At 73.0% G+C, this 19,291-nt stretch carries 17 protein-coding genes; 4 read left to right on the forward strand and 13 right to left on the reverse strand.

Annotation, left to right across the window (positions count from 1 at the left end):
* Nucleotides 1-65 precede the first annotated feature (65 nt).
* From pheA to ABZ937_RS26375, 7 genes are all read right to left on the reverse strand, one after another.
* The gene (gene pheA / locus ABZ937_RS26345) at nucleotides 66-998 is read right to left on the reverse strand and encodes a prephenate dehydratase (RefSeq protein ID WP_361695774.1); all 933 of its coding nucleotides are present in this window, start codon (nucleotides 996-998) and stop codon (nucleotides 66-68) included.
* Nucleotides 999-1,113: 115 nt separating this feature from the next.
* Nucleotides 1,114-2,394, reverse strand: a complete 1,281-nt coding sequence (gene efeB, locus ABZ937_RS26350; RefSeq protein ID WP_361695775.1) for an iron uptake transporter deferrochelatase/peroxidase subunit — start codon at nucleotides 2,392-2,394, stop codon at nucleotides 1,114-1,116.
* An 8-nt stretch (nucleotides 2,395-2,402) separates the two neighbouring features.
* On the reverse strand, nucleotides 2,403-4,388 hold the full coding sequence (locus tag ABZ937_RS26355; RefSeq protein WP_361695776.1) for a copper resistance protein CopC: 1,986 nt from the start codon (nucleotides 4,386-4,388) through the stop codon (nucleotides 2,403-2,405).
* A gap of 14 nt (nucleotides 4,389-4,402) precedes the next feature.
* Complete coding sequence (locus tag ABZ937_RS26360; RefSeq protein ID WP_361695777.1) at nucleotides 4,403-4,870, reverse strand: copper chaperone PCu(A)C; 468 nt, start codon at nucleotides 4,868-4,870, stop codon at nucleotides 4,403-4,405.
* A complete protein-coding gene (locus ABZ937_RS26365; RefSeq protein ID WP_361695778.1) occupies nucleotides 4,867-5,520 on the reverse strand; it encodes an SCO family protein in 654 nt (217 codons plus the stop codon). The genes ABZ937_RS26360 and ABZ937_RS26365 overlap by 4 nt, the downstream gene beginning before the upstream one ends.
* 104 nt (nucleotides 5,521-5,624) lie before the next feature.
* A complete protein-coding gene (locus ABZ937_RS26370) occupies nucleotides 5,625-6,347 on the reverse strand; it encodes a YcnI family protein (RefSeq protein ID WP_361695779.1) in 723 nt (240 codons plus the stop codon).
* Between the two features lie 142 nt (nucleotides 6,348-6,489).
* Nucleotides 6,490-7,350, reverse strand: a complete 861-nt coding sequence (locus tag ABZ937_RS26375) for a hypothetical protein (RefSeq protein WP_361695780.1) — start codon at nucleotides 7,348-7,350, stop codon at nucleotides 6,490-6,492.
* A gap of 234 nt (nucleotides 7,351-7,584) precedes the next feature.
* On the opposite strand from ABZ937_RS26375, the gene ABZ937_RS26380 reads away from it, so the two are divergent.
* Nucleotides 7,585-8,028, forward strand: a complete 444-nt coding sequence (locus ABZ937_RS26380; protein WP_361695781.1) for an ATP-binding protein — start codon at nucleotides 7,585-7,587, stop codon at nucleotides 8,026-8,028.
* A 31-nt stretch (nucleotides 8,029-8,059) separates the two neighbouring features.
* Here the strand turns inward: ABZ937_RS26380 and ABZ937_RS26385 are convergent, their stop codons facing one another.
* From ABZ937_RS26385 to ABZ937_RS26395, 3 genes are all read right to left on the reverse strand, one after another.
* Nucleotides 8,060-9,430 carry a PLP-dependent aminotransferase family protein gene (locus ABZ937_RS26385; RefSeq protein WP_361695782.1) on the reverse strand — a complete coding sequence of 457 codons (1,371 nt, stop codon included), beginning with the start codon at nucleotides 9,428-9,430 and terminating at the stop codon, nucleotides 8,060-8,062.
* 83 nt (nucleotides 9,431-9,513) lie between these two features.
* Complete coding sequence (locus ABZ937_RS26390; RefSeq protein ID WP_361695783.1) at nucleotides 9,514-10,998, reverse strand: aminopeptidase P family protein; 1,485 nt, start codon at nucleotides 10,996-10,998, stop codon at nucleotides 9,514-9,516.
* A gap of 150 nt (nucleotides 10,999-11,148) precedes the next feature.
* A complete protein-coding gene (locus ABZ937_RS26395; protein WP_361695784.1) occupies nucleotides 11,149-12,537 on the reverse strand; it encodes a PP2C family protein-serine/threonine phosphatase in 1,389 nt (462 codons plus the stop codon).
* 613 nt (nucleotides 12,538-13,150) lie between these two features.
* On the opposite strand from ABZ937_RS26395, the gene ABZ937_RS26400 reads away from it, so the two are divergent.
* The gene (locus ABZ937_RS26400; protein ID WP_361695785.1) at nucleotides 13,151-13,816 is read left to right on the forward strand and encodes a bifunctional DNA primase/polymerase; all 666 of its coding nucleotides are present in this window, start codon (nucleotides 13,151-13,153) and stop codon (nucleotides 13,814-13,816) included.
* Nucleotides 13,817-13,871: 55 nt separating this feature from the next.
* Nucleotides 13,872-14,474 carry a hypothetical protein gene (locus tag ABZ937_RS26405; protein WP_361695786.1) on the forward strand — a complete coding sequence of 201 codons (603 nt, stop codon included), beginning with the start codon at nucleotides 13,872-13,874 and terminating at the stop codon, nucleotides 14,472-14,474.
* A 286-nt stretch (nucleotides 14,475-14,760) separates the two neighbouring features.
* On the opposite strand, the gene ABZ937_RS26410 is transcribed toward ABZ937_RS26405, so the two are convergent.
* The 3 genes from ABZ937_RS26410 to ABZ937_RS26420 all read right to left on the reverse strand — a co-directional run bounded on the left by ABZ937_RS26410 (nucleotide 14,761) and on the right by ABZ937_RS26420 (nucleotide 17,534).
* Entirely contained in the window at nucleotides 14,761-15,723 is a 963-nt protein-coding gene (locus tag ABZ937_RS26410; RefSeq protein WP_361695787.1) for a DUF5926 family protein, read from the reverse strand.
* Between the two features lie 180 nt (nucleotides 15,724-15,903).
* Nucleotides 15,904-16,602 (reverse strand): ATP-binding protein, encoded by a 699-nt coding sequence (locus ABZ937_RS26415; protein ID WP_361695788.1) that lies wholly within the window; start codon nucleotides 16,600-16,602, stop codon nucleotides 15,904-15,906.
* A gap of 104 nt (nucleotides 16,603-16,706) precedes the next feature.
* A complete protein-coding gene (locus tag ABZ937_RS26420) occupies nucleotides 16,707-17,534 on the reverse strand; it encodes a glycerophosphodiester phosphodiesterase (RefSeq protein WP_361695789.1) in 828 nt (275 codons plus the stop codon).
* Nucleotides 17,535-17,763: 229 nt separating this feature from the next.
* On the opposite strand from ABZ937_RS26420, the gene ABZ937_RS26425 reads away from it, so the two are divergent.
* Nucleotides 17,764-19,215: a trypsin-like peptidase domain-containing protein gene (locus tag ABZ937_RS26425; protein ID WP_361695790.1), complete on the forward strand. Its 1,452-nt coding sequence runs from the start codon at nucleotides 17,764-17,766 to the stop codon at nucleotides 19,213-19,215.
* Nucleotides 19,216-19,291: the final 76 nt, after the last annotated feature.

Genomic DNA, 19,291 nt, shown 5'->3' on the forward strand with positions numbered 1-19,291 from the left:
GGGCACCTGTGGATAACTCCTGTGGATAACGTTCGTATGCAGGTACGACCGCTGCGGTGCGGCGGCTAGAAACGGCCGTCCTGGCAGCGCGCCACCCAGTCCGCCGCCGCCATGAACTCCTCGTCCGACGTCCCCGGCAGCGTCGGCGGGGCCTCGCCCGGCACGATGTCCGCGCGCGGATAGGAACCGAGGAAGCGCACCTGGAGGCAGATCCGCCGCAGACCCATCAGCGCCTCCGCCATCCGCCGGTCGGCGATATGGCCCTCGGCGTCGATGCAGAAGCAGTAATTGCCGATGCCGGCGCCGGTCGGCCGGGACTGCAGCAGCATGAGGTTGATGCCGCGCGAGGCGAACTCGCCGAGCAGATCGCGCAGGGCGCCGGGGTGGTCGTCCCGCTGCCACAGCACCACCGAGGTCTTGTCGGCGCCGGTGGGCGCGGCCGGCCGGGCCGGACGGCCGACCAGCACGAACCGGGTCTGCGCGTTCTCCGCGTCGTGGATCCCGGTCTCCAGCGCTTCGAGGCCGTACTTGGCGGCGGCGAACTCGCCCGCGAAAGCGGCGTCGTAGCGCCCCTCCTGGACCAGACGGGCGGCGTCCGCGTTCGAGGCGGCCGACTCCCAGACGGCGTCCGGGAGGTGGGTGCGCAGCCAGTTGCGGACCTGGGGCTGGGCCGCGGGGTGGGCGGAGACGGTCTTGATGTCCGCGAGCGTGGTGCCGGGACGGACCAGCAGCGCGAAGGTGATCGACAGCAGCACCTCGCGGTAGATCGTCAGCGGTTCGCCCGCGACCAGCTCGTCCAGGGTGGTGGTGATGCCGCCCTCGACGGAGTTCTCGATCGGCACGAAAGCGGCCTCGGCCTCACCGGCCCGGACCGCGTCCAGCGCGGACTGCACCGACACGTACGGGATCAGCTCCCGGGTGGCCGCCTCCGGAAGCGTGCGCAGGGCGACCTCGGTGAAGGTTCCCTCCGGGCCGAGATAGGCATAGCTCGCTGGCATGTCCCTCACCCTAATGGCCGCGGACGGACGCGTCGCATGTGTCTCACGAAAGCCACTCGACCGTGTGGTTTGAACCGGGATCGTCCGTTGAACCGGGGCCGTCTCGCGTAAGAGGTCACCCCTCCAGGAGCCGCTGCCCCACGTATTCGCCCTTCGCCGCGCCGCCCGGCACCGCGAACAGGCCGCTCGACTCGTGCCGGATGTACTTCGACAGCGCGTCGCCCCGGTCGAGCTTGCGCTGCACCGGGACGAAGCCGCGCAGCGGGTCCGCCTGCCAGCAGACGAAGAGGAGGCCGGCGTCGGGCGTGCCGTCCGGGTCGATGCCGTCGTGGTACGAGAAGGGGCGCCGCAGCATGGCCGCGCCGCCGTTCTGGTCGGGCCGCGTGATCCGGGCGTGCGCGTTGGTCGGGACGACCCAGTTGCCCTTGGCGTCGGCCTTCTCCAGGTCCATCGCGGTCGTCTCGCTGCCGCCGGACAGGGGCGCCCCGTCGGCCTTGCGGCGCCCGATGACCTGTTCCTGGGCGGAGAGCGAGAGCTTCTCCCAGTCGTCCAGGAGCATGCGGATTCGGCGTACGACGGCGTAGGAGCCGTTCGCCATCCACGCGGGCTCGCCCGAGGCGGGCACGAAGATCCGCCGGTCGAAGTCGGCGTCCGCCGGCTTCGGATTGCGGGTGCCGTCGAGCTGGCCCATGAGGTTGCGGGCCGTCATGGGGTGGGCGGTGGCGCCCGGGCTGCGGTTGAAGCCGTTCATCTGCCAGCGCACCCGTGCGGCCGAGCCGGCGTCCTTCTGGATCGCGCGCAGGGCGTGGAAGGCGACCAGGGCGTCGTCCGCGCCGATCTGCACCCACAGGTCGCCGTCGCTGCGGGCCTTGTCGAGCTGGTCGGAGGAGAAGTCGGGCAGCGGGTCCAGGGCGGTCGGCCGCTGCTTCTCCAGGCCGGTCCTGCCGAAGAAGCTGTGCCCGAAGCCGAAGGTGACGGTCAGCGAGGACGGCCCCGCGTCCCGGGCCACATCGGTGTCGCCGTGCGGGGCGGCCTCGCCCGCCATCAGCCGTTCGGCCGTCGCCGACCAGCGGCGCAGCAGGGCCGCCGCCTCCTTGCGGCCCGCGCCCGCCGCCAGGTCGAAGGCGACGAGATGGCCGCGTGCCTGGAGGCCCTCGGTGATGCCGGGCTGATGTTTCCCGTGAAACATCGCCCGGCCGGAGCCGACCGAGGCGAGCGGGGTGGCCTCGGCGGGCGCGGCGGCGTACCCCACGGCCCCGCCGGCCGCCCCGAGCACGAGCCCGGTGGCGCCGGCGGTGCCGAGCAGCGCGCGCCGGGAGATGCCGCTCGGGCCGGACACGGGCTCCGCCACCGGAGCGTCGGGTGTACGGGCCTGAGGGATGGACTGGTCGGGCATGGTGTGGTTCAGCCGATCTGCGCGTTCTTGGAGACGGTCACCTGGTCGATGTCGGAGGTGCGGACCGTGACGGCGATCTTCCAGTCGCCGGCCATGGGGATCTGCACTCCGTTCGCCGACCAGTGGCCGGTGGTGATGTGGTCGGGGTTCACGGGAAGCGGGCCGATCTTCTTCGTCTCCAGGGTGAAGGCGAGCTTCACCTCCGGGACGTCGAAGGCCCGGCCGTTGGGCCGCTGGACGTACACGTGCATCTCGTTGCCGCCCACGCGCGCGGGGTCGAGGTCGATGCTGACGACGCCCTTGCCGTCGGTGCCGCCGGTGTCGAAGGGCATGTCCAGGGTGAGCGCGCCGGACGCCGCCGAGGTGCCGGAGCCGGCCGGCCGGGAGGTGGCCGCCTTGGCCTCCTGCTCGGTGCGGCCGGGCTCGGTCTGGGTGAGCGCGGTGGTGACGGCGAGCAGGACGATGGCGACACCGGCCTCGGCGAGCACCGAGCGGCGCAGGCCGAAGCGGTTCGGGTCGGCGTCCCGTACCCGCTTCTGCCGGGCGGCGTCGACGGCCGCGCGCTGCCGGGCGAGCTGGGCGGCACGCCGGGAGTCACCGGCACCGGAGCCGTTGCCGTCGCTGCCCTTGCTCTCGCTGCCCTTGCCGGTCGTCTTCGAGGCGGCGACCCGCTCCTTCTCGGCCCCGGCCTGCTGCGCCTGGGCCTTCCGCGCCTCGGCTTTCTCCGCCTGGCCCTTCTTCGGCTTCCCCGCACGGGCGGCCGTGTCCGTGAGCCGTCCCGTCCACCGCCGGGACACCGCCGCGATGCCGACCAGCACCGCCACCAGCCCGATCTTGACCAGCAGCAGCTGCCCGTAGCGGGTCTCGGTGAACGCCGACCAGGAGCCGAGCTGCCGCCAGGACTGGTAGACGCCGGTGGTGACGAGCGCGAGGACGGAACCGAAGGCCACCTGGGAGAAGCGCTGTACGGCGGCGGACTCGACCGGGCTGTCGGCGGGCGCCCGGTACAGGGCGACCAGCAGTGCGGTGAGCCCGCCCAGCCAGGCGGCGACGGCCAGCAGGTGGACGACGTCGACCGGCATGGCGAGGCCAGGCTGGAGTCCGGTGGAGGCGTGTTCGGCCATGGCCCAGCTGGTCGCGAGCCCGGCCGCGACGACCACCCCGCCGACCGTGAGCCCGAAGGTCAGGTCGCGCTTCTCGGTGTCGTCCTCTCGCCGGGTGTACGTGCCGAAGAGGACGGCGACGAACAGCGCGGCGGCGGCGAGCAGCAGCAGCCGGGAGACCAGCGCGGCGCCGGTCTTGGTCTGCAGCACCTGGCCGAGCAGATCGAGGTCGAAGACGTCGGCGAACCTGCCCGAGCTGGTGTAGGAGCCACGCAGGAGGAGCAGCCACAGGGTGGCCGCGGTCAGCGTGACCCAGCCGCCGACGACCAGCCGCTGCAGGGCCCGTACGCCCGCGCCGCGCTGCCAGCAGGCGAGCACGAAGGCCGCGCCGCCGGCGAGCACGATGAAGCCGGCGTACGACGCGTACCGGCCGAACGCGTAGAGCCCGCCCACGACTCCGCCGCCCGCGGCCGGTCCGGTGCCGGAGACGACGGTCTGCGAAGGCGCGCCGATGGAGAAGGTGTAGGCGCCGGCGACGGGGTGACTGTCCGCCGACACCACCTGGTAGGTGACGGTGTAGGTGCCCTTGGCCAGGCCGCTCTTGAGCTTCACGGCGTACGTCGTGCCGCTGATGTTGGCGGGGCTGCCCGTCTGGACCGGCTTGCCCTTGGGGTCGAGGACGCGCAGGGAGTCGTCGCTCATCGCCACCTTCTCGGAGAAGGTGAGCGACACCTGGGTGGGCGCCTTGTCGGCCACCACCCCCTGTGCGGGGTCGCTGCCGGTCAGCGCCGCATGGGCGGAGGCCGGTCCGGCGCCCGCCAGCAGCGCGCCCAGGACCGCGAGGCACAGCAGCACCAGGGTCCGCAGGCGGGGGGCGATGGTCCGAGTCACGGTGTGGTCCTCCCTCAGTGGCCGGTCGACGGGTTGTACGTGGCGGGCCGCACCGGCATCTCGACGGTGAGCGGACCGGACGTGGCGAAGGTGAGCTTCACGGTGACCTTCTGGCCCTGCTTCGGCGCGCGCTTCAGCTCTTCGAACATCAGATGGTTGCCACCGCTTCTGAACACGAGCCGCCCGTGGGCCGGTATGGCGAAGGAGGACTTCTCCGCCATGGCCCCGCCGGTGGTGCTGTGCATGGTGACCTGGCCGGCGACGTCGCTGGTGACCGAGGTCAGCTTGTCGCCGGCGCCGCCCTTGTTGGTGATCGTCAGGAAGCCGGCCGCCATGTCGGCGGAGACGGGCTGGGGCATGTAGGGGGAGCTGACGGACAGCTCGGCCTTCTCCGACCCGGATCCGGAGCCGGATCCCGAGCAGCCCGTGAGGGCGAGGGCACCGGCGAGCGCGCCCGCGGTCAGGGCGGCGGGACGCCTCACGGCTTGGCTCCCTCGACGAGCTTGGGCAGGTCCTTGGTGTAGTCGTCGACCGTGGCGCTCTCGCCGTAGAGGACGTACCCGGCGTCGGTCTTCGGCGAGAAGGCGATGACCTGGGTGCCGTGCATCGAGACGACCTTGCCGTTCTTGTCCTTCGTCGTCGGCTCCACGGCGATGCCGACGGACCGGGCGCCGGCCTGGATCCTGGCGAAGTCGCCGGTCAGGCCGATGAACTGGGGGTCGATGCCCTTGAGCCACTTGCCCAGCTCGGCGGGGGTGTCGCGGCCGGGGTCGGTGGTGACGAACACGACCCGCAGGTCGTCCTGCTCGGCCTTGGGCAGCGCCTTCTTGGCGACGGCGATGTTGCTCATCGTCGTGGGGCAGATGTCGGGGCAGTGCGTGTAGCCGAAGTAGAGCAGGGTCGGGTGGCCCTGGGTCTCCTTGCGGAGGTCGTACTTCTTGCCGTGGGTGTCGGTGAGGACCAGCTGCGGCTTGTCGAACGGCTGGTCGAGGACGGTGGCGGCCTTCCTCGCGTCGGACCCGCCGGAGACCACGGCGACGGGCGACCCGCTGTCGTCGCCGTTGCCGCAGGCGGAGAGGGTCAGGGTGGCGGCGGCGAGCAGTACGGCCGCGGCGAACGTCTTCTTGCGCATGAAAAAATGTCCCAGATGTGTGAACTCCGGCGCGCACCGGGGTCGTACGAGGTGTCCTGCGACGGCATCGCCCGACGCCCGGTGCGCGCTACGGAACGAAGGGCTCAGGCGGCGGTCCGGCGGCGGCCCGCGAGGACGCCGTAGGCCACGCCCGCGATGCCGACGACGATGCCGACCACGCCGAGTACGCGCGCGGTGGTGTCGGTGCCGCTGTCGGAGTCCTCGGCGGCGGCCGTCTTCTCGGTCTTGGCGGCGGTCTTCTCGGCGGTGGCCGAGCCGTGGTGGTCGTCGGTGGCGGCGGACAGCTCCAGGACCGGGGCCGGGTTCTCCGGCTCGTCCTTGCCCTCCTGCGGCACCTCGATCCAGCGGACGACCTCCTTGTCGGAGTACGTCTGGATCGCCTTGAACACCAGCTCGTCGGTGTTCTCGGGCAGGGCGCCCAGGGAGAGCGGGAACTTCTGGAAGTAGCCGGGCTCGATGCCCTTGCCGTCGGCGGTCCAGGTGACCTTGGTGACGGCCTCGTCGATCTTCTCGCCGTGCATGGTCAGCGGCTTGTCCAGCTTGGACTTGGTGACGGCGACCTTCCAGCCGGGGACCGGCTGCGGCATCACCGAGGCGATCGGGTGGTCGGTCGGAAGGGTGACCTCGACCTTGGTGGTCGAGGCGTTGTCGCGCTCGTTCGGGACCTTGAAGTCCACGACGGCGTAACCGCCCTTGGCCGCGGGGCCCTCCGGCTGCACGGAGACGTGCGCGAGGGCGGGGGCGGACAGCGTGAGGACGGCCGTACCCGCGACGGCAGCGGCGGCGGCGATACGAGAAGCCTTCATGGAAGGAAGCACTCCACTCTGAGTGAGGTCCGGTGGTGAATCCGGTGGTGAGTCCGGTGGTGAGGAATGCGCGCACGCGCGCGTGCCGCTCGACGGCGGCGCACCGGAGTCCCTCGTCGTGAAGTGGAGAGCGGTGGCCGCGTCAGGCGGCGAGAGCGAAGGCGGCGGCGGGCGGGCCGCGCCGGATCACCGAGTGCTGGAGTACGGCGGTGTGCGGGGCCGGTGTCCCGTCCCGGTCGGGACGGGGGCCGCGCGGGCCGGGCCCGGCGGCGGGCAGCAGCCCGGCGCACAGGGCGCACGCCAGCGCGAGCGCCGCGCGCAGGGACCGTACGAGCGCCCCCTCCGTGACTCCATGCGCCGACAGCTCGATCAGCCGCAGCACGGCGAGATCGCCGCGGCGCAGCAGCCAGCCGGCGGCCACGGCCGCGAGCACATGGCCGAGCAGCATCGGCAGCGAGGGCAGCAGGCCGGCCGAGGCGCCGGTGGCGTCGTGCGCGTGCTGCAGGGTGCCCAGGCCGGCCGTCGGCCGGCCGGAGCGGTCGATGAGACGCGCGTCGAGCAGCAGCCGGAAGGCGTGCCCGGGGGTGAGGGACGCCGGCGTCGACCCGCACATGAGCCGGGTGGCCTGCTCGACCAGCGCGCTGTCGCTCAGCGCGGCACCGGTGGAGCCGGCGGATCCGGTGGCGGCCGTCGATCCCATCGGCATGCCGGAGGCCATCGCGGCCCCGTGCTGGCCCAGCCCGAACAGCGTGTGCAGCACGGTCTGGCCGAGGGCGAGGAGCGCCGCGATGCCGGGCAGCGAGCGGGCCCGCCCGGCGAGCGGTACGACGAGCAGCAGGGCGCCGAGGAAGCCCGCGGCGACCGTCCACAGCGGCACCGACGCGCAGGAGGCCAGACTGTGCCCGCACGCGGCCAGCGCGACGCAGACCGCGGTGAACACCGCGGCCCGGAGAATCCGGAGCCCGGCTCCGGGGCGCGCCGTACGCGGGTGGGGGGCAGTCATGGCGCGCTCATCATCGCACTGCCCTTACCGAAGCCCTACGGCAGGTGGCCCGCCGGCGCCCCGGGCGGGTCGCCTTCCGGAGCCGTACGGCGGGCGCCCGAGGGGCCCCTCATACACCGATTCCGCCCTCGGCACATCGGCCGTATGGGCTCAGTCACGTCAACGGAGTGCTTACGGCCGCCTACGGGCGGCAATAGGTAACGGTATGTCGAGCCGCGGCCAGGAGGCTGGAGCATGAGCATCTGGTGGTCACTCCATCTGCGGCGCGAGGCCGCGAGCGTGCCGCTCGCGCGACGGCTGCTGATCGGCACGATGGAGACGGCGGGCGTCGACCCCGAGATCTCGTACGACCTGTCGGTCGCCCTGAGCGAAGCCTGCGCGAACGCCGTCGAGCACGGCGGAGGGGCCGCGACCGGCGCCTCGGAGGCGTACCGGGTGACCGCGTACCTCGACGGCGAGAAGTGCCGTATCGAAGTGGCCGATTCCGGCCCCGGGTTCGCCCGCACCCACGATCTGCGCCCCGCGCGACCGGACGCCGAGCACGGTCGCGGGCTCTGTCTGATCCAGGAACTCGCCGACCACGTCCACATCGGGGCGAAGCCCGGCCGGGGCGGGACGGTGGTCAGCTTCGACAAGATGCTGAAGTGGAAGAAGGATCCTTCGCTGCTCACGGCGTAGGGAGCGGCCCGCACCGCTCCTGGCCGGTCGCTCAGCCGGGCGTTCCGAGGACCTTCGCCAGGGCTTCGAGCGCCTCCGGGTACGCCCGTTCCCGGGGCGTGCCGTAGCCGACGACCAGGCCCTGCGGCCGGCCGGGGGCGGCGGTGTGCCAGTGCTCGCCGAGGGTGCCCAGCGCCAGGCCCTCCGCCTCCGCGCGGGCCAGGACCTCGGCCTCGTCCGCCACGTCGACCAGCGCGTGCAGCCCGGCCGCGATCCCGCGCACGCCCCGCCCCGTCCCCAGCCGGTCCAGCAGCTGGTCCCGGCGCCGCCGGTACCGCAGCCGGCACGCGCGCACGTGCCGGTCGTAGGCGTGGCTGTCGATCAGCTCGGCGAGCGCGAGCTGGCCGATCGTCTCGGTGTGGTGGTCGCTGTGCAGCTTGGCGTCGGCGACCGCGTCGACCAGGTGCGGCGGCAGCACCATCCAGCCGAGGCGGAGCGCGGGGCCGAGCGTCTTGGAGGCGGTGCCCAGGTAGACGACCTGGCCCGGGGCCATGCCCTGGAGGGCGCCGACCGGCTGCCGGTCGTAGCGGAACTCGCCGTCGTAGTCGTCCTCGACGATCAGTCCGCCCCGCGCGCGTGCCCAGTCGGTGAGCGCCCGGCGCCGCTCGGGGTGCAGTGTCACCCCGGTCGGGTACTGGTGCGCCGGCGTGACCACCACGGCCGCCGCCCCGCCCAGCTCCTCGGGGCACACCCCGCGGGTGTCGACCGGGACCGGCAGGACCGTTCCGCCGTTGTGCCGCACCACCTCCCGGTGGAAGGGCAGCCCCGGGTCCTCCATGGCGACGGCGGCGCCGCCCAGCACGCGCGTGAGCAGCGCGAGGCCCTGCACATACCCGGAGGTGACGACGATCCGCTCCGGCGGCGCGAGCACCCCGCGCGCCCGGCCCAGGTAGCCGGAGAGCGCGGTGCGCAGCTCGATCCGGCCGCGCGGGTCGCCGTAGTCGTACGCCAGCGAGGGCGCCGTCGCTATGGCCCGGCGCAGCGCGCGCAGCCAGGCCGCGGCCGGGAACGCGCCGACGTCCGGGCTGCCGGGGCGCAGGTCGAAACGCGGCGCACGCGCGCGTGCGGCCGTCCCCGGCTCCTCCGCCTGTACGGCCGGCAGCTCGGCGACCCGGGTGCCCGAGCCCTGGCGCGCCGTCAGATAGCCCTCGGCGACGAGCTGGTCGTAGGCGGCCTTGGCGGTGCCGCGCGAGATGCCGAGGTCGGCCGCGAGCCGCCGGGTGGCCGGCAGCCGGGTCCCGGGCGCGAGCCGTCCGTCGCGCACGGCGTCCCTGAGGGCCCGCTCCAGCCCGATGCGGCGCCCGTCCGCCGCGTCGGGTTCGAGGTGCAGGTCCACACCCACGCCGGACCAGAAGTCGTCCACGAACAGCCTCCCCCTAGGCATGTGAAGCCTTCGGACACGCCGATGGCCGGGCACCTTCCCGGTGCCCGGCCATCAGTGTCTTATCAACCCTTGAGCGATGCCATCCACGCCTCGACCTCGTCGGAGCGGCGCGGGAGGCCGTCCGAGAGGTTCCGGTTGCCGTCCTCGGTGACGAGGATGTCGTCCTCGATGCGGACGCCTATGCCCCGGTACTCCTCGGGGACCGTCAGATCGTCGGCCTGGAAGTACAGGCCCGGCTCCACGGTGAGCACCATGCCCGGCTCCAGCGTGCCGTCCACGTACGTCTCGGTCCGCGCGGCGGCGCAGTCGTGGACGTCCATGCCGAGCATGTGGCCGGTGCCGTGCAGGGTCCAGCGGCGCTGCAGGCCCAGCTCCAGGACGCGCTCGACCGGGCCCACGACCAGGCCCCACTCGACGAGCCTCTCGGCCAGCACGCGCTGCGCGGCGTCGTGGAAGTCGCGGTACTTGGCGCCCGGCTTCACGGCCGCGATGCCGGCCTCCTGGGCCTCGTACACGGCGTCGTAGATCTTCTTCTGGATCTCGCTGTACGTGCCGTTGACCGGCAGCGTGCGCGTGACGTCGGCCGTGTACAGCGTGTGCGTCTCCACGCCCGCGTCGAGCAGCAGCAGGTCGCCGGAGCGGACCGGGCCGTCGTTGCGGACCCAGTGCAGGGTGCAGGCGTGCGGGCCGGCCGCGCAGATGGAGCCGTAGCCGACGTCGTTGCCCTCCACGCGCGCGCGGAGGAAGAACGTGCCCTCGATGTAGCGCTCGGAGGTGGCCTCGGCCTTGTCGAGGACCTTGACCACGTCCTCGAAGCCGCGGACGGTCGAGTCGACGGCCTTCTGCAGCTCCCCGATCTCGAACTCGTCCTTGACCAGCCGGGCCTCGGAGAGGAAGACGCGCAGCTCCTCGTCGCGCTCGGCGGTGACCTTGTCGGTCAGGGCCGCCTCGATGCCGGCGTCGTGGCCGCGCACCACGCGGACCGGGCCGGTGGCCTCGCGGAGCTTGTCGGCCAGCTCGCGCACGTCGGCGGCCGGGATGCCGTACAGCGCCTCGGACTCGGTGAGGGAGTGGCGGCGGCCGACCCACAGCTCGCCCTGGCCGGAGAGCCAGAACTCGCCGTTCTCGCGGTTCGAGCGCGGCAGGAGGTAGATCGTCGCCTCGTGGCCGTCGGCCGTGGGCTCCAGGACCAGGACGCCGTCCTCGGTCTGGTTGCCGGTGAGGTACGCGTACTCGACGGACGCGCGGAAGGGGTACTCGGTGTCGTTCGAGCGGGTCTTCAGGTTGCCCGCCGGGATCACCAGACGCTCGCCCGGGAAGCGGGCGGACAGCGCGGCACGGCGGCGCGCGGTGTGCCCGGCCTGCTCGATCGGCTCCAGGCCCCGCAGCTCCGTGTCGGCCCAGCCGGACTTCATGTTCTCGGCCAGCTCGTCGGAGACGCCCGGGTACAGGCCGTTCTTCCGCTGCTTGACGGTCTCCTCGGACTCGGACTCCGGGCCCTCCGCGGTAGCGGAATCGGGCACAGCCGGGTTGAGCTCGTCGGACACGTGATCCTCCTCGATACGCCTGGTGATCTCCCCCGGGGCCCGCGACGCTCCTGCTTGTGGCCGAGCGGGGACCTCCATCATCGTACGGTCGTACCGGGGCGGGACCCGGGCCGGATGCCCTGCTATGCCCCCTCATGCCAACCGGGGTGCTCAGTCGAAGCGGGCCGCCAGCAGGACCACGTCCTCCTCGCTGTCGTCCGCGTCCGGGCCGTCCGGCAGGACCGTGCGCAGGACGTGGTCGGCGACGGCCTCCGGATCGTGCCGCACCGCGCGCGGGATGCCCGCGGCGGCGGCGTGCAGCCGGGCGAAGGCGCGGTCCATCGGGTCGCCGGTACGGTGCAGCAGCCCGTCGGTGTAGAGCAGGACCGTCTCCCCGGCCTCCGCCTGGATCTCCACGCTGGGCGCCTCCCAGCAGGCGAGCATGCCGAGCGGCGCGGAGACGGAGGTCTCGGCGAACTCGGTGCGCCGCTCGCCGATCAGCAGCGGCGGGCTGTGCCCGGCACCGGCCAGGGTGATCTTGCGCAGGGCGGGCTCGCAGTAGGCGAACAGGGCGGTGGCCGAGCGGGCGGGCTCGGTCAGCCGCAGCAGCAGCTCCAGGTCGGACAGGACGGCGACCGGGTCCTCGCCCTCCATCACGGCGTACGCCCGCAGGGAGGCGCGCAGCCGGCCCATGGCGGCCACGGCGCTCGGCCCGGAGCCGGTGACGGAGCCCACGGAGAGGCCGAGCGCGGCGTCCGGCAGCGGCAGCGCGTCGTACCAGTCGCCGCCGCCGCGCGGGCCGGTGCGGTGCCGGGCGGCGAGCTGGACGCCGGCCACCCGGGGCAGCCGGGACGGCAGCAGTTCCTCGGTGATGGTCGCCACGCACGCGCGCGTGCGCTCCACCTCCAGCAGCCGGGCGAGGTGCTCGCCCGCGTGCCGGACGTACAGGCCGGTGAGATGGCGCCGGCGCTCGTCCGGCTCGGCCGGCTCGTCGTAGAGCCAGACGACCGCGCCGAGGCGGCCGGCGGACTCGGCGGCGAGGGGGAGGGCGTAGCTGGCGGCGTAGCCGAGGCGGGCGGCCACCTCGCGGTGGCGCGGGTCGAGGCCGTCCTCGGCGAGCAGGTCGGGGTGGACGCTCTCGGCGGCACCGCCGGTGTCGTACGGCAGGGCGCCGGGCGGCACGGTCTCGATGTGGCCGAGGTCGGCGCGGCCGAGACCGAGACCGAGCATGGTGCGGGGGCCGAGGCCGTCGGCGGGCTCCACGACGACCAGGCCGCGGCGGGCGCCGACCAGGGCGGCCCCGGCGCGCAGCAGCTCGTGCAGGGCGGGGTCGAGCGCGTTGGTGCGGGAGAGGCGCTCGGTGAGTTCGTGGAGGGTCGTGAGGTCGGAGACCCAGCCGGCCAGCCGGTCCTGGAGGACGGCGCCGGGGGCGGGTGTGACCGGGGCGGGGACGGGGGCGGGCCCGGTGCCTGGGGCAGGTGAGGCGGGCGCGACTGTGTGTGCGGGCGTGGGAACTGTTGGATCGATTCCAGCCACTTTCGCAGAGTGCGGGGCGTTCATGGCGTCCGGCTTTCAGACCGGTGCGTATTGCCCAAAAGCATCGCAAACCCCCATGTCATTCTGCGCCGCTAGCAGTGTCTCCACATGTACACGCACTCGTCAGGGGATGTCCAGCATTGTCCTGCGAGGATTCCTGGTGTCCATGGGGCGGACGAGCGGATTTCCCGGAACCCCTTGCCTTACTGCCAAGTTGGCTCAAAACTGCCTCGGGTATCGGTTCATTGCGGTCGACTGGCCTTGCTCCACAGAGCGTCACAGCGGTCGTGATGGGTACGTACTCGGAGAAGGCCAGGGGTGGTTGGGGGCCACCCGGAACCTGGCGACGGACCCGGGCGTCATAGCCACCGACGGCCGAGCCCCATCCTCCCGTGGCGGAGGCGGAGAGAAATACGCGCGACGGCAAAACGCCAGACTTCGCCACCCCTACGCCGTAACCGTGCTTTTGATAGACGCACCAAGGACGCGGACGCGGCCCACGCTCGACCCCTTGGGGCTCCCCATGCCGTGCGCAGGGGTGTGACGCGACATCAGGTACGCACAGTGAAGTGATCGACACATGGTGTGATGTGGCCCACGGTGTTGCCAGCGGTGCAACGGAAAGGAACGAGCGCTCATGCGCGAGATCCTCGGAAGGCGACGCAGGCTTCTGTCCAGGCGGAACGGCGGGAGGCCTGAGCTGATCGGCGCGGCCCTGACCTTCGCGACGGAATGGCAGTGGCCGGTGCTCCCGGGTGTGGCGCCGGATCCGCAGGGGCGGGCCCGCTGCGCCTGCCCCGACCCCGAGTGCACCGTGCCCGGTGCGCACCCCTTCGACCCCGGCCTGCTCGCGGCCAGCACCGACGCGCGGATGGTGCGCTGGTGGTGGACCCACCGGCCGGCCGCCCCGATCGTCCTCGCCACCGGGGGCAAGGCGCCCTGCGCGGTCAGCCTGCCGGCGCTCGCCGCCTCCCGCGCCCTCGCCCTGCTCGACCGGCGTGGCATGCGGCTCGGCCCGGTGATCGCCGCGCCGACCCGCTGGGCGCTGCTCGTGAAGCCGTACTCCATGGAGCAGCTCGGCGAGCTGCTCTACGCCAAGGACTTCGTCCCCGGCTCCCTGCGCTTCCACGGCGAGGGCGGCTATCTCGCCCTGCCCCCGTCCGAGACCGGCCAGGGCGGCGTCCGCTGGGAGCGGGCCCCGTTGCCCGGCTCGGCCTCGCCCTGGGTGCCGGACGTGGAGGCCGTGGTGGACGCCGTGGTCGACGCCCTCACTCGTACGGGTGTGAGCGCGCCCGAGTTGTAGGGGATGTCGGGCGCGGACGTGCGGGCGAGCCGCGCGCGCTCGTTATCTTCCGCATATGCCGCGTCATTCCGGCCGCCACGGTGCCCCCCGGCACTCCGGCCGCCACAGTGCCCCGCAGCCGCCCCGAGGCAAGCGGGATCCCCGAAAACTTCGTCTGCTCGCCCTCGTGGGCGTCGTGGCGGCGGCGGTCGCGCTACCGCTGGCCGTGGCGTCCGCGGGGCAGGTGGGCGACACCGGCCGGGCCGCCGAATCCCCCGCTCCCCGTGGTGACGCCAAGTCCCACCCGGACGCCGCCCGCCGGTCACCCTTCCTGCTCGGCCTCGGGCTCGCCACCGCCGCCCGCTGCGGCCCCGAGCTCACCTCGCCCGACGGCATCGAGGCGCAGACCTGTGTGCTGACCCAGGGCGAGGACACCTGGGCGCGCACTTACTACCGCAACGCCACCGGGAAGTCGCTGGACTCCGTGCTGAGCCTGCTGGGGCCGGGCGGCCGGACCGTGCAGATGCGCTGCGTCACCGGAGCCGACGACGCGCCCGCCACCTGTGAGACCCCGCGCGAGCACCGCCGGGGCGGACCGGGCGCCTACACGGCCGTCACCGAGTTCTCCGCTCGTGGCGGGGACGGGACGCTGCTGCTCCGCTCCGGCAGCAACTCCTAGCAGTCGCAAGGAAGTTGACGCTCGCAGGCGGGTCGTACACCCGGCGCGGGCACGGTGGCCGGTGCGGGTGCGGACATGGAAAGACCCGGTTGCTGGCGACGGGGGATGCACCAGCAACCGGGCTACTGGAACGGTAACAAGAGATCCGCGGTTCGCAAATTCCGACTTGGCAATTCGGACACCGAATTCCCCCTCGAAACCGGGAGTTGTGACGGGGGTCACCTGCCCCGCGAGGCCGGTGTCACGGCTGACCGACCGTTCAGCCGTGACACGCGCGCGCGGGGCGTCAGCTCAGCGTGACCTGCCGGTTGGTCAGCCCGCCGCGCGCCCGGCGCTCGTCCGCCGTGAGCGGTTCCTGGACGGCGAGGGCGGCGGCGAGACGCTCGGCGAACTCGGCGGCCGGCTTCTCCACGTCGTCGGCGCCGACCCCGCTCGGCAGGTCCCAGACCGGCACGGTGAGGCCGTGAGCACGGAAGGAGCCCACCAGCCGGGTGCCCTCGCCGAGGCTGGAGCGGCCCGCCGCGTGCAGCCGCGCGAGAGCGTCCAGAAGCTGCTCCTCCGGATGCGGCATGACCCACCGCAGGTGGTTCTTCTCCGGGGTCTCGCACCAGTACGCGGCGTCCACGCCGGACAGCTTCACGGTCGGGATGGCGGCTTCGTTGGCCCGCTCCAGGGAGGCGGTCACCTCCGGGGTGGCGTTCTCCGCGTCCGGCACCCAGAACGCGAAGCCGCTGTGCACGACCGGCTCGAAGGCGCCCTCCGGGTCGAGCAGGTCCTGCAGCCGCGGACCCTCGGCGGGGGCGCGGCGGCCCTGCACCGGGGTGCCGGGCTCGGCCTGGAGCGCGCGCAGCAGCGTGTCGGCCAGGTCGCGGCTGATGTCGCCGGACGCCGTGTCGTTCTGCAGGCCGAGCAGGACCGAGCCGTCGTCCCGGCGCAGCGCGGGCCAGGCCATCGGCAGCACCGTGGCCAGCGTGACCGACGGGACGCCCTCGGGCAGGCCGCCCTTCAGGGTCAGCTCGGCCGTCGCGGCCGGCACCAGCTCCCGCAGCGCGACCCAGTCGCACTCGCCGGGCAGCCCCTCGAACGGGCGGTGCACCAGCTCGGTCGCGGCGTGCGCGGCGGCCCGGCCGTGGCAGGCCTTGTACCGCCGGCCGCTGCCGCAGGGGCAGGGTTCGCGGGCGCCGACAACCGGGATCTCCCCGTCGATCAGCTGCGGCTTGGCCTTCGTCTGGGGGCGCTTCTTGGCCATGGTGGGTGTCTCCCGGTTACGGCGCTTCTCGTACGGCGGGAGCCTAGCCGTTCGGACCATGGCCGACGGGAACCTGTGGACAACGCACGGGCGCTCGACGCCAGTGGTGTGAACCGGTGGTGCGCATCCCTGGGCCACGCCGGCGTGAACCCGCGGACGGCGCGTGCCGCCCGTCCGCGGTCAGTCCAGGTCGTCGAACACGTCCGCGAAGTCCAGGCCGGAGAGGTCCGGCAGTGCCATGCCCGGCGTCCCCAGGCCCCTGAGCCCCATGTCCCGGAGCGGCAGCTCCGGCTGCGCGGTGCGCGTGACGCGCGTAGCGAAAGCGTCGTGGCGGCACCCGGCATCGGGATCGTGGACGTCCTCGTGGACCAGCGCCCAGACCGTCACCTCGCCCTGGACGTCGTCCCGGACGCCCCAGTCGTCGGCGAGGGCCGTGATGATGTTCAGCCCGCGACCGCCGTGCGCCGTCACCGAGGGGGTGGCCGGCGCCGGGCGCGTCGGGCCGCCGCCGTCCGTGACCTCCACGACGAGCCGCCCGCGCGTGTCGACCCGCCACGCGGCACGGACGTCACCGTCCCCGGCCGGCGCGTCCCCCAGGGGCCGCCCGTGTTTGCAGGCATTGCTCAACAGTTCGGAAAGGATCAGTACGGCATCGTCGATGACCGATTCCGCCACGCCACCGCTGCGCAACTGCGCCCGCATCCGGTGCCGTGCCTTCCCCACGCCCGCAGGGCCATGGGGTACGGCCATGCTCGACGACGTGGGCACCTCCTGTGCCACCACCAACGCCACCCCCGAGACCTCCTTCGCCCCACGCCACGGAGTGGATGCCCCCTTGGCCTGTACCGGAAACCGGCCAATCCACTTCCGGTGACGCATTCGGTACGGTCCGACACGCAGCGAACGCGCCGGAGCACACCCCGTCACGGACCCTGCCGGACAGTGACCGGTATGGCTGGTTTCGTGCGGTCCGGGGCGGTCGCTCAGCGTCCCAGCCGGTGCAGCACCGCGCGCGGGCGGTTGGTGATGATGGCGTCGACGCCCAGCTCGACACAGAGGTCGACGTCCTCGGGTTCGTTCACGGTCCACACATGGACCTGGTGACCGGCCCGCTTCAGCCGCTCCACATAGCCGGGGTGGTTGCGCAGGATGCGGATCGAGGGCCCCGCGATGCGCACGCCCGCGGGCAGCCGGCCGTCGCGCAGCCGGGGCGAGAGGAACTGCACCAGGTAGACCGTCGGCAGGGTCGGCGCCGCGGTACGCACGCGGTGCAGCGAGCGCGCCGAGAAGCTCATGATCCGGACCGGCGACTCGGCGGCGGAGGGCGGCGCGTCCAGGCCGAATCGCTTCAGCAGCGTCAGCAGCCGCTCCTCGACCTGGCCCGCCCAGCGCGTGGGGTGCTTGGTCTCGATGGCCAGCTCCACCCGCCGCCCGGCGTCCGCGATCAGTTCCAACAGCCGCTCCAGGGTGAGCACGGAGGTCTCCTCGCGGTCCTCCGGCCGGTGCTCCCAGTCGGGCTCCTCGTCCCGCCCGCGCCAGGCGTCGCGGGTCTTCCAGGAGCCGAAGTCGAGGGCGGCCAGATCGGCCAGTTCCAGCGCGGAGACGGCGCCGCGGCCGTTGGAGGTACGGTTCACCCGCCGGTCGTGGACGCAGACCAGATGGCCGTCCGCGGTCAGTCGTACGTCGCACTCCAGCGCGTCGGCGCCGTCCTCGATCGCCTTCCGGTAGGCGGCCAGGGTGTGCTCGGGGGCGTCTTCGGAGGCGCCCCGGTGGGCGACGACCTGGATGGAGCGGTGTGGTGCGTGGGTCACCGCGTCATGGTGCCACCGTCGCCGGGTACACGTGGAGGCGCGGAGGCGTCCGTGCGACGAACGGGCGCATACAGCCTGCTCGCTTATGTAACTCTTGTCATAAAGATCCTATATAAAGAGCGCCGCCGGACCCACAGCCACCGCTTATGGTGCTCTGACGGCCCGTGGGAAAAGCTGACTGCAGACCAGTGCGACCGACGACAACAGGCGTGGACCGAGGAGAAGAGCTGTGAGCACCGAGAACGAGGGCAACGCGGTACCCCCGGCGCCGTCCGTACCTCCCGTGCCGGTGGCCACTCCCGCCGCTTCCCCGCAGGGCCCTGGCCCCGAGCAGAACCCGCCGACGGCCCCGCTGCCGCCCGTCCCCGCGGAGAGCCCGGTGGCCTCCGCCGCACCGGAGCACGGCCCGGGACACGCTCCGGCGCACCAGCCCGGACCGGCCCCCGACGGCTCCTGGCCGCCTCCGCCGCCAGCCACCGCGGCCTACGGCGACGGCGGCCCCGGCGGCCCGGGCGCCGGCTGGGGCGCCTCGTACCAGCAGCCCGCCCCCAAGCCGCGCAGCGGTCGCGGCGGACTGGTGGCGGCGGTCCTGGTGGCCGCGCTCGTCGCGGGCGGCCTGGGCGGCGGCCTCGGCTACACCCTCGCCAAGGACCGGGACGACCGCGGCTCCACCACCGTCTCCGCCTCCGACGGCAGCGCCGCGCAGATCAAGCGCGCGCCCGGCACGATCGCCAACGTGGCCGCCAGGGCACTGCCCAGCACGGTGACCATCGAGGCCGAGAGCAACAACGGCGAGGGCGGCACGGGCACCGGGTTCGTCTTCGACACCCAGGGCCACATCGTCACCAACAACCACGTGGTCGCGGACGCCGTGGACGGTGGCAAGCTCACGGCCACCTTCCCGAACGGGCGTAAGTACGACGCCGAGATCGTCGGCCACGCGCAGGGCTACGACGTGGCGGTCATCAAGCTCAAGAACGCCCCCTCCGACCTCAAGCCGCTCGCCCTCGGAGACTCGGACAAGGTCGCCGTCGGCGACGAGACCATCGCCATCGGCGCCCCCTTCGGCCTGTCCAACACGGTGACGACGGGCATCATCAGCGCCAAGAACCGCCCGGTGGCCTCCAGTGACGGCAGCTCCACCAGCAAGGCGTCGTACATGAGCGCCCTGCAGACGGACGCGTCCATCAACCCCGGCAACTCCGGCGGCCCGCTGCTGGACGCCTCCGGCGCGGTGATCGGCATCAACTCCGCGATCCAGTCCAGCAGCAGCGGCGGCTTCGGCTCCGGCGGCCAGTCCGGCTCGATCGGCCTGGGCTTCGCCATCCCGATCAACCAGGCCAAGAACGTCGCCCAGCAGCTGATCAAGACCGGCAAGCCGGTGTACGCCAGGATCGGCGCGTCCGTCTCCCTGGAGGACTCCGGCGACGGCGCCAAGATCACCGACCAGGGCACGGGCGGCTCCGCCGCGGTCGAGACGGGCGGCCCCGCGGACAAGGCCGGCCTCAAGCCCGGCGACGTCATCACCAAGCTCGACGACCACGTGATCGACAGCGGCCCGACCCTGATCGGCGAGATCTGGACCCACAGGCCGGGCGACAAGGTCACCATCACCTACAAGCGCGGCGGCCAGGAGCACACCGTGCAGCTGACGCTGGGCTCGCGCCAGGGCGACAGCTGACCCACCGGCGACCCGTGGGCGACCGCGGCCCCACGACCCGGCGGCGGGCCGGTAATCTGTACGCGCGCCGTCGATC

This window comes from Streptomyces sp. NPDC046727 (assembly GCF_040645635.1).
Classification (GTDB): Bacteria; Actinomycetota; Actinomycetes; order Streptomycetales; family Streptomycetaceae; genus Streptomyces.

Excerpts from the sequence above, each read along its gene's own strand:
- pheA (WP_361695774.1), bottom strand. The coding sequence starts at position 998 with ATGCCAGCGAGCTATGCCTATCTCGGCCCGGAGGGAACCTTCACCGAG.
- efeB (WP_361695775.1), bottom strand. The coding sequence starts at position 2,394 with ATGCCCGACCAGTCCATCCCTCAGGCCCGTACACCCGACGCTCCGGTG.
- ABZ937_RS26365 (WP_361695778.1), bottom strand. The coding sequence starts at position 5,520 with ATGCGCAAGAAGACGTTCGCCGCGGCCGTACTGCTCGCCGCCGCCACC.
- ABZ937_RS26370 (WP_361695779.1), bottom strand. The coding sequence starts at position 6,347 with ATGAAGGCTTCTCGTATCGCCGCCGCCGCTGCCGTCGCGGGTACGGCC.
- ABZ937_RS26375 (WP_361695780.1), bottom strand. The coding sequence starts at position 7,350 with ATGACTGCCCCCCACCCGCGTACGGCGCGCCCCGGAGCCGGGCTCCGG.
- ABZ937_RS26380 (WP_361695781.1), top strand. The coding sequence starts at position 7,585 with ATGAGCATCTGGTGGTCACTCCATCTGCGGCGCGAGGCCGCGAGCGTG.
- ABZ937_RS26395 (WP_361695784.1), bottom strand. The coding sequence starts at position 12,537 with ATGAACGCCCCGCACTCTGCGAAAGTGGCTGGAATCGATCCAACAGTT.
- ABZ937_RS26400 (WP_361695785.1), top strand. The coding sequence starts at position 13,151 with ATGCGCGAGATCCTCGGAAGGCGACGCAGGCTTCTGTCCAGGCGGAAC.
- ABZ937_RS26405 (WP_361695786.1), top strand. The coding sequence starts at position 13,872 with ATGCCGCGTCATTCCGGCCGCCACGGTGCCCCCCGGCACTCCGGCCGC.
- ABZ937_RS26410 (WP_361695787.1), bottom strand. The coding sequence starts at position 15,723 with ATGGCCAAGAAGCGCCCCCAGACGAAGGCCAAGCCGCAGCTGATCGAC.
- ABZ937_RS26415 (WP_361695788.1), bottom strand. The coding sequence starts at position 16,602 with ATGCGTCACCGGAAGTGGATTGGCCGGTTTCCGGTACAGGCCAAGGGG.